Source organism: Streptomyces sp. NPDC005151 (assembly GCF_053599875.1).
Window position 1 is genome coordinate 82,614 of sequence record NZ_JBSFYR010000023.1, and the last position, 10,234, is coordinate 92,847.

6 protein-coding genes and 3 tRNA genes are annotated in these 10,234 nt (G+C 69.4%); 4 read left to right on the forward strand and 5 right to left on the reverse strand.

Features of this window, described 5'->3' with window-relative positions; genetic code table 11:
• Window positions 1-335: 335 nt before the first annotated feature.
• The 3 genes from ACWD6R_RS15465 to ACWD6R_RS15475 all read right to left on the reverse strand — a co-directional run bounded on the left by ACWD6R_RS15465 (window position 336) and on the right by ACWD6R_RS15475 (window position 781).
• Window positions 336-409, reverse strand: a tRNA-Ile gene (locus ACWD6R_RS15465).
• A 221-nt stretch (window positions 410-630) separates the two neighbouring features.
• A tRNA-Asn gene (locus tag ACWD6R_RS15470) sits at window positions 631-703 on the reverse strand.
• Between the two features lie 5 nt (window positions 704-708).
• Window positions 709-781 (reverse strand) — tRNA-Asn (locus ACWD6R_RS15475).
• A 182-nt stretch (window positions 782-963) separates the two neighbouring features.
• On the opposite strand from ACWD6R_RS15475, the gene ACWD6R_RS15480 reads away from it, so the two are divergent.
• From ACWD6R_RS15480 to ACWD6R_RS15495, 4 genes are all read left to right on the forward strand, one after another.
• Window positions 964-1,269: a YtxH domain-containing protein gene (locus ACWD6R_RS15480; RefSeq protein WP_451819149.1), complete on the forward strand. Its 306-nt coding sequence runs from the start codon at window positions 964-966 to the stop codon at window positions 1,267-1,269.
• A gap of 60 nt (window positions 1,270-1,329) precedes the next feature.
• The gene (locus ACWD6R_RS15485; protein WP_451819143.1) at window positions 1,330-2,775 is read left to right on the forward strand and encodes an FGGY family carbohydrate kinase; all 1,446 of its coding nucleotides are present in this window, start codon (window positions 1,330-1,332) and stop codon (window positions 2,773-2,775) included.
• Window positions 2,776-2,944: 169 nt separating this feature from the next.
• On the forward strand, window positions 2,945-4,678 hold the full coding sequence (locus ACWD6R_RS15490) for an ABC transporter ATP-binding protein (protein WP_451819144.1): 1,734 nt from the start codon (window positions 2,945-2,947) through the stop codon (window positions 4,676-4,678).
• Window positions 4,678-6,603: an ABC transporter ATP-binding protein gene (locus ACWD6R_RS15495; protein WP_451819145.1), complete on the forward strand. Its 1,926-nt coding sequence runs from the start codon at window positions 4,678-4,680 to the stop codon at window positions 6,601-6,603. The genes ACWD6R_RS15490 and ACWD6R_RS15495 overlap by 1 nt, the downstream gene beginning before the upstream one ends.
• A gap of 209 nt (window positions 6,604-6,812) precedes the next feature.
• Here the strand turns inward: ACWD6R_RS15495 and ACWD6R_RS15500 are convergent, their stop codons facing one another.
• Both ACWD6R_RS15500 and dnaG read right to left on the reverse strand, forming a co-directional pair.
• On the reverse strand, window positions 6,813-8,045 hold the full coding sequence (locus ACWD6R_RS15500) for an RNA polymerase sigma factor (protein ID WP_451819146.1): 1,233 nt from the start codon (window positions 8,043-8,045) through the stop codon (window positions 6,813-6,815).
• Window positions 8,046-8,127: 82 nt separating this feature from the next.
• The gene (gene dnaG / locus ACWD6R_RS15505) at window positions 8,128-10,029 is read right to left on the reverse strand and encodes a DNA primase (RefSeq protein ID WP_451819147.1); all 1,902 of its coding nucleotides are present in this window, start codon (window positions 10,027-10,029) and stop codon (window positions 8,128-8,130) included.
• Window positions 10,030-10,234: the final 205 nt, after the last annotated feature.

The following is a 10,234-nucleotide window of genomic DNA, read 5'->3' on the forward strand; positions in this document are numbered from 1 at the left end:
CGGTGCGTCGCTCAGGAGATGACCGACCGCACGGAGGGGAAGTCCTGACGTGGACGTGGAGGCATCGCGGACCTGCACCGTGATGCTCCAGGGCTGCTCACGCGTTCTTGGACGGTGTGACGGTCCGGAGATCCATCTCCCGCCGCTCGTGGACATCCGCCTCGCAGTGCGACCCGCTGTTTGAGGGAAGCCACCGGCGCGCCTCCCTGACTCCGTCGACATTTCGGCCGAGCATGGGGCGAGCGAGCGATCACGAGGGACACGAAGAGGCCCCCGCCGACGCGGGGGCCTACGCGTTGTTCCAGGTCAAACGTTTCCGCCAGGAACAGCGAACGTGGGGCGGGTGGGACTCGAACCCACGGCCGACGGATTATGAGTCCGCTGCTCTAACCGGCTGAGCTACCGCCCCTTTTCGGCGTGGCGCGTACATGTGTGCGCGCCGTCTGCCGCAGCATAGCCGGTCATACGATCTCTCGCTCCGGATGGTCGGCTTCGCATGACCATGAAGACAGAGTCGGCCGCTGCCCGGTTCCGAACAGCGAAATCAGACGCGAAAGAGTCCGGACCGAGCCGGCGCCGGCTCCGGCCCGGCACGCGAAAAAGGACCCCGAAGGGTCCTCTTCCGTCCCGCTCCCCCGACTGGACTCGAACCAGTAACCCTCCGGTTAACAGCCGAATGCTCTGCCAATTGAGCTACAGGGGATCGCGCTCCCCCGACTGGACTCGAACCAGTAACCTGCCGGTTAACAGCCGGCTGCTCTGCCAATTGAGCTACAGGGGATTGCTGCGTTTGCACCGAACCTTACCTGCCTGGCTGCTGCCGGGCGGCGCGCGTTCGCTGCGACACATACATTAGCGCAAGCAGGGGGGTGCTTCGCCAATCGGTATCGCCCGGGGTGATCTCGGGCGCCGACGGGTAGGCGGGCAGCACACGTCGCACGGAGCAGGAGAAGGGTGGCAACCATGCGGTACCGGCTCACGTTCATCGCCGGACTGGCCCTCGGTTACGTACTCGGCACACGGGCCGGACGCGAGCGCTACGAGCAGCTGAAGAAGTCCGCACGCCAGTTCGCCCAGAATCCGGCCGTGCGCAACAGCGCCGAGTCCGCGGCGCAGAGCGGCCGCGAGTTCGCCGGCAAGGCGTACCACGCGGTGAGCGACAAAGTAGGAGAGAAGGTGCCCGCCTCGATGGTCGAGCGGGTGCGGTCGCTGCGGGAGCGGGGCCAGGGGCAGGGCATCGAGGACGACTGGGGCACCAGCAACACGTAACCGGGCCGGCCGGCCCTCCTCCCGTACGGGAATGGTCCGGCGGTGCGGCAGAATCTCCCCATGGGCATAGTCGCCGGCTTGGACAGTTCTTCGGCCTTCACGCACATCGTCGTCTGCGATGCGGACACGGGTGCCGTACTCCGGCAGGGGTACGCCGCACATCCCGTCGAGGCGAAGGCCACCGAGGTGGACCCGCAGGCGTGGCTGCTCTCACTCGGTGAGGCGGCCACCGGCGGGCTGCTCGAAGGTGTGCAGGCCATCGGGGTCTCCGCGCAGCAGCACGGTCTGGTGCCGCTGGACCATCAGGGCAATCTCGTCCGTCCGGCGCTGCTCGGCAATGACAAGCGGGCGCAGGTCGCCGCGGCCGATCTGATCGACGGGCTCGGCGGGCGGCAGGCCTGGGCCGAAGCGGTCGGGGCTGTCCCGCAGGCCGCGCAGCCGGTGTCGAAGCTGCGGTGGCTGGCGCGGAGCGAGCCGGATTCGGCGCACCGGGTCGCCGCGGTGCTGCAGCCGCACGACTGGCTGGTGTGGCAGCTGCTGGGCCGGCCGAGCCGGCGGACCACCGACCGCGGTGCCGCGTCCGGGACGGGGTACTGGTCGGCCGGGACCGGTTCGTACCGGCCCGATCTGGTGGAGCTCGCGCTCGGACAGCAGGCGGCGCTGCCGGAGGTGCTCGGTCCCTCCGATGCGGCCGGGACGACGCCCGAGGGGCTGCTGATCTCGGCCGGGACCGGTGAGACGATGGCGGCGGCGTTCGGGCTCGGGGTCGGGGTCGGCGATGCGGTCGTGTCGCTCGGAGCCTCCGGCTCGGTGATGGCGGTGCACCACGAGGCGCTGTCCGATCCGGCCGGGATCATCACGTCGTTCGCGGATGCCTCCGGGATGCATCTGCCGGTCGTGCACACGCTCAATGCGGTGCGTGCTCTGCGGGGCTCCGCCGAGATGCTGGGGCTGGAGAGCCTGGAGGAGCTGTCCGCGCTGGCGCTGAAGTCGACGCCGGGCGCCTCCGGACTCGTACTCCTGCCCTATCTGGAGGGCGAGCGCACCCCGCATCTGCCGCACACGGCGGGCACGCTGAGCGGGCTGCGGCGCGAGTCGATGAAGCCGGAGCATCTGGCGCGGGCGGCGTTCGAAGGGATGCTGTGCTCGCTGGCCGACGCGCTCGATGTGCTGCGCGGCCGTGGGGTCGAGGTGCGTCGGGTGTTCCTGCTGGGGGCGGCGGCCGAACTGCCGGCCGTGCAGGGTCTTGCCCCCGCGCTGTTCGGCACACAGGTCGTCGTGCCGCAGCCGGCCGAGTACGCGGCGCTGGGCGCCGCCCGGCAGGCGGCCTGGGCGCTCGGGGTCTCTCGGGGGACGCTCGATCCGCGGACTCCCCCGGCCTGGCAGGGTGCGACGGCGCAGGTGCTGGAGCCGGGCGAGGAACTGCCGGTCGGCCAGGCGGTGCGGCAGCAGTACATGGCCACGCGGGACCAGCTTCACCCCGGGGCGTTCGACTCCGCGCACTGAGCCGGGCGCTCTCCGTGACAAGGCCGGTCCCCCGGTCGGAGGTTCGGTCTCCGGCGGGTGGACCGGGTCTCGTTTTGACCTGGGCTTGAGGAAAAACGTTCGCGGTCGCACCGGGCCTTGCCGGAAAATGGGTCGACTCCCGACCTCCTGCCGACTCCGAGAGACACGCGTGCTCATAAAACTCCTGCGGGGCTACCTCCGCCCGTACAAGAAACCGATCGTGCTGCTGGTGGCGCTCCAGCTGCTGCAGACCTGCGCCACCCTCTATCTCCCCTCCCTCAACGCCGACATCATCGACAACGGTGTCGTCGAGGGGGACACGGGCTACATCCTGGAGTACGGCGGCATCATGCTCGCCGTCTCCATCGCCCAGGTCGTCTGCAACATGGGGGCGGTCTTCTACGGTGCGCGCACCGCGGCCGCACTCGGCCGGGACGTCCGGGCGTCGGTCTTCGACCGCGTTCAGTCGTTCTCGGCACGTGAGGTCGGGCGCTTCGGGGCGCCCTCGCTGATCACCCGTACGACCAATGACGTCCAGCAGGTCCAGATGCTGGTCCTGATGACGTTCACCATGATGGTCTCGGCGCCGATCATGTGTGTAGGCGGCATCATCCTGGCGCTCGGCCAGGACGTTCCGCTGTCGGCGGTGCTGCTCGCGGTGGTGCCGGTACTCGGCATCGCGGTGGCTCTCATCGTGCGGCGGATGCGGCCGCTGTTCCGCACGATGCAGGAGCGGCTCGACACGGTGAACCGGGTGCTGCGCGAGCAGATCACCGGCAACCGGGTCATCCGCGCCTTCGTGCGGGACCCGTACGAGGCGAAGCGGTTCCGCGGCGCCAACACCGAACTGACCGATGTGGCGCTCTCCACCGGGCGTCTGATGGCGCTGATGTTCCCGACCGTGATGACGGTCGTGAACGTGTCGTCGATCGCCGTGGTCTGGTTCGGTGCGCACCGGATCGACAGCGGCGGGATGCAGATCGGCGCGCTGACCGCGTTCCTCGCCTACCTGATGCAGATCGTCATGTCGGTGATGATGGCCACCTTCATGTTCATGATGGTGCCGCGCGCCGAGGTGTGTGCCGAGCGCATCCAGGAGGTCCTGGCGACCGATTCGAGCGTCGTGCCGCCGGTCAAGCCGGTGCGGGAGCTGCGCGCCCACGGTCATCTGGAGGTGCGGGGTGTGGACTTCCGCTACCCGGGCGCCGAGGAGCCGGTGCTGCGGTCGGTGGATCTGGTGGCACGGCCCGGCGAGACGACCGCGATCATCGGGTCGACGGGCAGCGGGAAGTCGACGCTGCTCGGTCTCGTACCGCGGCTGCTCGATGTGACGGACGGCCAGGTGCTGGTCGACGGCACGGACGTACGGACGCTGGAGCCGACGCTGCTGGCGAAGACGGTGAGTCTGGTTCCGCAGAAGCCGTATCTGTTCTCCGGGACGGTCGCGACGAATCTGCGGTACGGAAACCCGGACGCGACCGACGAGGAGCTGTGGCACGCGCTGGAGGTCGCGCAGGCCAAGGAGTTCGTCGAGGAGCTGGAGCATGGGCTGCACGCGCCGATCGCGCAGGGCGGCACCAATGTCTCCGGCGGGCAGCGGCAGCGGCTCGCGATCGCGAGAACGCTGGTGCAGCGGCCGGAGATCTATCTCTTCGACGACTCGTTCTCCGCGCTCGACTACGCGACGGATGCCGCGCTGCGCGGGGCGCTGTCGCGGGAGACGGCCGAGGCGACCGTGGTGATAGTGGCGCAGCGGGTGTCCACCATCCGTGACGCGGACCGGATCCTGGTGCTCGACGAGGGCCGGGTCGTCGGGTCCGGTACCCATCACGAGCTGATGGACGGCAATGAGACCTACCGGGAGATCGTGCTCTCCCAGCTGACGGAAGCGGAGGCCGCGTAATGGCCGGTCCTGGCGGACGCATGATGGCGGGCGGGGCGCCGACCGACCGGTCCATGGACTTCAAGGGGTCCTCGAAGCGGCTGCTGAAGCGCTTCGCGACGGAGAAGGCCACGCTGTACGTGATGCTGGCGGCCGGTGTGCTGAGCGTCGGGCTCTCGGTCGTCGGGCCGAAGATCCTCGGCAAGGCGACCGACCTGGTGTTCGCCGGCGTCATCGGCCGGCAGATGGCCGAGGGAACGACCAAGGAGCAGGCCGTCGAGGGCCTGCACAAGAGCAACAGCGGCCTCGCCGACATGCTCTCCGGGGTCGACTTCACCCCCGGGCAGGGCATCGACTTCAGCGCGGTGGGGAACGTACTGCTGACGGCGCTGGCGATCTACGTCGGTGCCGGTCTGCTGATGCTGGTGTCGACGCGGCTGTCGATCCGGGTGATCAACCGGGTCGTGTTCCAGATCCGCGAGGACATCCAGACGAAGCTGTCCCGGCTGCCGCTGTCCTACTTCGACCGGGCCAAGCGCGGCGAGGTGCTCAGCCGGGCGACCAACGACATCGACAACATCTCGCAGACGATGCAGCAGACGATGGGCCAGCTCATCAACTCCCTGCTGACCATCATCGGCGTGCTGGTCATGATGTTCTGGATCTCGCCGCTGCTGGCGCTGGTCGCGCTGGTGACGGTCCCGCTGTCGGTGGTCGTGGCGACGAAGGTCGGCAAGCGGTCGCAGCCGCAGTTCGTGCAGCAGTGGAAGGTGACGGGCAAGCTCAACGCCCATATCGAGGAGATGTACACCGGGCACACCCTGGTGAAGGTCTTCGGACGGCAGGAGGAGTCCGCGAGGGACTTCGCCGAGCAGAACGACGCGCTGTACGAGGCGAGCTTCAAGGCGCAGTTCAACAGCGGGATCATGCAGCCGCTGATGATGTTCGTGTCGAACCTGAACTATGTGCTGATCGCCGTCGTCGGTGGTCTGCGGGTGGCATCGGGTTCGCTGTCGATCGGTGACGTCCAGGCGTTCATCCAGTACTCGCGGCAGTTCTCGATGCCGCTGACGCAGGTCGCGTCGATGGCGAACCTGGTGCAGTCGGGCGTCGCGTCCGCCGAGCGGATCTTCGAGTTGCTGGACGCCGAGGAGCAGGACGCCGACCCCGAGGCGGGTGAGCGTCCGGCGGAACTGCTCGGCAGCGTCTCGCTGGAGAAGGTGTCGTTCCGCTACCACCCCGACAAGCCGCTCATCGAGGACCTGTCGCTGAATGTCGAGCCGGGCCACACGGTGGCGATCGTCGGCCCGACCGGCGCCGGCAAGACGACGCTGGTCAACCTGCTCATGCGCTTCTACGAGGTGACGGGCGGGCGGATCGCTCTCGACGGCGTCGACGTGGCGAAGATGTCGCGCGACGAGCTGCGGTCGGGGATCGGCATGGTCCTGCAGGACACCTGGCTGTTCGGCGGTTCGATCGCGGACAACATCGCGTACGGCGCTTCGCGCGAGGTCACCCGGGAGGAGATCGAGGAGGCGGCGAGGGCGGCCCACGCCGACCGCTTCATCCGTACCCTGCCGGACGGTTACGACACGGTGATCGACGACGAGGGCTCCGGCGTCAGCGCGGGTGAGAAGCAGCTGATCACCATCGCGCGGGCGTTCCTGTCCGACCCGGTGATCCTGGTGCTCGACGAGGCGACGAGCTCCGTCGACACGCGTACCGAGGTGCTGATCCAGAAGGCGATGGCCCGGCTGGCGCACGGCCGTACGAGCTTTGTGATCGCGCACCGGCTCTCCACCATCCGGGACGCGGACGTCATCCTGGTGATGGAAAACGGGTCGATCGTCGAACAGGGCACGCACGAGGAGCTGTTGGGGGCGCAGGGGGCCTACGCCCGGCTGTACGCGGCACAGTTCGCGCAGGCGGTCGCCGAGGTCGACTGATCCCTCGCGGAAGTCCTGTCGTCACACTGCCGTCGCCGCCCGGAGGGCGGCCGCTCGGCGCCCGGTGCGTGCGTGCCGGGCGCCGAGCGGCGTCCGGCGTCCGGCGTCCGGCGTCCGGCGTCCGGCGTCCGGCAGTGTGACGACAGAACCTGGGGTCTTCCGTGTGGATCAGGCTGGTGCCGTGACCGGCAATGTTGCCGGGAGGGGCACTAGTCGAGGTAGCCGCGGAGCTGGTCGGCGAAGGCGTGGTCCCGCAGCTTGTTGAGGGTCTTGGATTCGATCTGCCGGATGCGCTCGCGCGTCACACCGAAGATCCGGCCTATCTCCTCAAGCGTGCGGGGCCGGCCGTCGTCCAGCCCGTAGCGCAGCTGGACGACCTTGCGCTCCCGCTCGTTCAGGGTGGAGAGCACCGCTTCGAGGTGCTCGCGCAGCAGCAGGAACGCGGCGGACTCCACGGGGGACGCCGCGTCGCCGTCCTCGATCAGGTCGCCGAGCGCGACGTCGTCCTCCTCGCCGACCGGTGCGTGCAGCGAGACGGGTTCCTGGGCGAGCCGCAGCACTTCGCCGACCCGTTCCGGCGTCAGGTCGAGCTGGGCGGCGACCTCTTCGGGCGTCGGCTCGTAGCCGCGCTCCTGGAGCATCCGGCGCTGGACCCGTACGACGCGGTTGATCAGCTCGACGACATGGACCGGAACCCTTATGGTCCGCGCCTGGTCGGCGAGGGCGCGGGACATGGCCTGCCGGATCCACCAGGTCGCGTACGTCGAGAACTTGTAGCCCCGGGCGTAGTCGAACTTCTCGACCGCCCTGATCAGTCCGAGGTTCCCCTCCTGGACCAGATCGAGCATCGTCAGCCCGCGGCCGACGTAGCGTTTGGCGACGGAGACGACGAGGCGCAGGTTCGCCTCGATCAGACGGCGCTTCGCCATCCGCCCCATGACCACCAACCGGTCCAGATCGACGGCGAGTCGGGAGTCCGGGTCCGGGGTGCTCGCCAGCCGCTCCTCGGCGAACAGACCGGCTTCGACGCGGCGGGCGAGTTCCACCTCGTCGGCGGCGGTGAGCAGCGGGATGCGTCCGATCTCCCGCAGATACTGGCGGAAGAGGTCGGAGGACGGACCGCCGGTGTCGGGGCGCCCGCGCGGCTCCGGCGGTTCGGGCAGCTCCGCCTGCTCCTCCATGACGTCGGCTGCTTCGGGTATTTCCGACGGCTCGGGCGGTTCGGGTGTCGGCGGGTCCACCGCGGCCTCCGGATGATGCATGGCCCGGTTCTGCGCGGGGACGGCCGAGACACGCTCGGTTGTGGTCACGGTCCGGGTCTGCACGGGGGCGACCTCCAGGTGATCGCTGCCGGATCGCGGGGGATGGGGGACCCACCGTGCAGTGGGCAGACCGCGCTCCGATGACTCAGGCACCGCCATCCAGTGTGGGGGAAGACACATCGCCGCCACGAGGGGCGTGCGCAGACTTTCTGAGTCCGGTCCGTGACCGGCCGGTTACCGGAGGGAGCCCTCGGGGGATCGGTCAGAGTGCGTCGGCGCCGTGATTGCCCAGGGACTGGGCGTACTGCTGCAGCACCCAGACCTCGTTCTGCGCGGCCGCCAGGTGATCCGGGGCGACATTGCTGCCCAGGCGGGTGAGGCTGCCCTGGACGTCGTTGATCCGGCGGTCCACGGCGCGCAGCCGGACCTTGACCAGATGCTCGCCCGCGTACGCCTCGTCGATGGACTTGCCGTGGAAGACCTCGACGGCGAGCTCGGTGACCAGCTTGCGCACGGTGTCGTTGGGGGCGGCGTCGAGGACGCCGACCAGATACTCGCGGTTGTCGGCGAGGCCCTGTTCGGCGCCGCCCGCCTCCGCGATGCACTGGCGCACCGCGGCGTACGGCGGGGCGGTGAACTCGTCGATCCCGTAGGCGTCGAAAGCCGGGGAGACCAGGGCGGGCTTCTGCAGGGCGAGCTTGAGGAGCTCCCGCTCGGTGCGGTGGGCCGGGCTGCGGAGGTTGAGCGCGGGGCCCGAGGGGCCGGCGGAGGCCTGGACCTGGTGCGGGGGGCCGCCGCGGGAGGGTGCGGGTGCGGGGCCCCGGTCGCCGCGGTCGCGGGCCCAGCGGGCGAGCTGGGCGACGCGCTTGACGACGAACTGGGTGTCGAGAATGCCGAGCATCCCGGCCAGCTGGACGGCGACCTCGTGCTGGGAGGAGCTGTTCTTGATCCGGGCGACGACGGGCGCGGCCTCGTCGAGCGCGGCGCCGCGGCCCGCCGGGGTCTCCAGGTCGTACCGCCCGACGATCTGGCGGAGCGCGAACTCGAAGAGCGGGGTGCGGGGTTCGACCAGGTCGCGGACGGCCTCGTCGCCCTTGACGAGGCGCAGATCGCACGGGTCCATGTTGTCCGGCGCGATGGCGATGTACGTCTCCGCGGCGAACTTCTGGTCGTCCTCGAAGGCGCGCAGGGCGGCCTTCTGACCCGCCGCGTCACCGTCGAACGTGAAGATCACGCGGGCGCTGCCGTTGTCCATCAGGAGCCGGCGGAGGATCTTGATGTGGTCGCCGCCGAACGCCGTGCCGCAGGTGGCGATGGCGGTGGTGATCCCTGCGAGGTGGCAGGCCATGACGTCGGTGTAGCCCTCGACGACGACGGCCCGGCTGGCCTTCGCGATGTCCTTCTTCGCGAGGTCGATCCCGTACAGCACCTGCGACTTCTTGTAGATCGCGGTCTCGGGGGTGTTGAGGTACTTGGGGCCGTTGTCGTCGTCGCGGAGCTTGCGGGCACCGAAGCCGACGACCTCGCCCGACGTGTCGCTGATCGGCCACATCAGCCGGCCACGGAAGCGGTCGATGGGGCCGCGGCGGCCGTCCTGGGAGAGGCCGGAGGTGATCAGCTCCCGGTCGCTGAACCCCTTGCCGCGGAGGTAGCGGGTGAGATGGTCCCAGCCGGCCGGGCTGTAGCCGACGCCAAAGTGGGCGGCGGCCGCCTGGTCGAAGCCGCGCTCGGCGAGGAACTTCCGGCCGATCTCCGCCTCGGGACCGTCCAGCTGCTCGACGTAGAACTGGGCGGCGATCTTGTGCGCCTCGACCAGCCGGATGCGCTCGCCACGCTGGTGGGAGGGGTTGTAGCCGCCCTCCTCGTACCGCAGGGTGATGCCCGCCTTGGCGGCGAGGCGCTCGACCGTCTCGGAGAAGGAGAGATGGTCGATCTTCATCACGAAGGCGATCGTGTCGCCGCCCTCCTGGCAGCCGAAGCAGTGGAAGAGACCCTTGCTCGGGCTGACCTGGAAGGAGGGGGACTTCTCGTCGTGGAACGGGCAGAGCCCCTTGAGGTTGCCTCCGCCCGCGTTCCTCAGCTGCAGGTACTCGGAAACGACGGCGTCGATCGGGACCGCGTCCCGGACCGCCTTCACATCGTCGTCATTGATCCTGCCTGCCACGGGTGAAGTCTACGGGTGGGCTCGGACAGGACGGGGCCGTGATCGGTGTCGCGGGCGCCGGGCGGGATCGTGATCACACCCGCCCGGCGCGGAACAGCAGCTTCCGCAAAGGGCTCAGAGCCTGTCGGGTGACCTCTGATCGGGCGGCCACGCCCTGGCACGCACGCTTCCCGCGTTGCCGAAATGCCCTAGTAGCTCCTTCCCC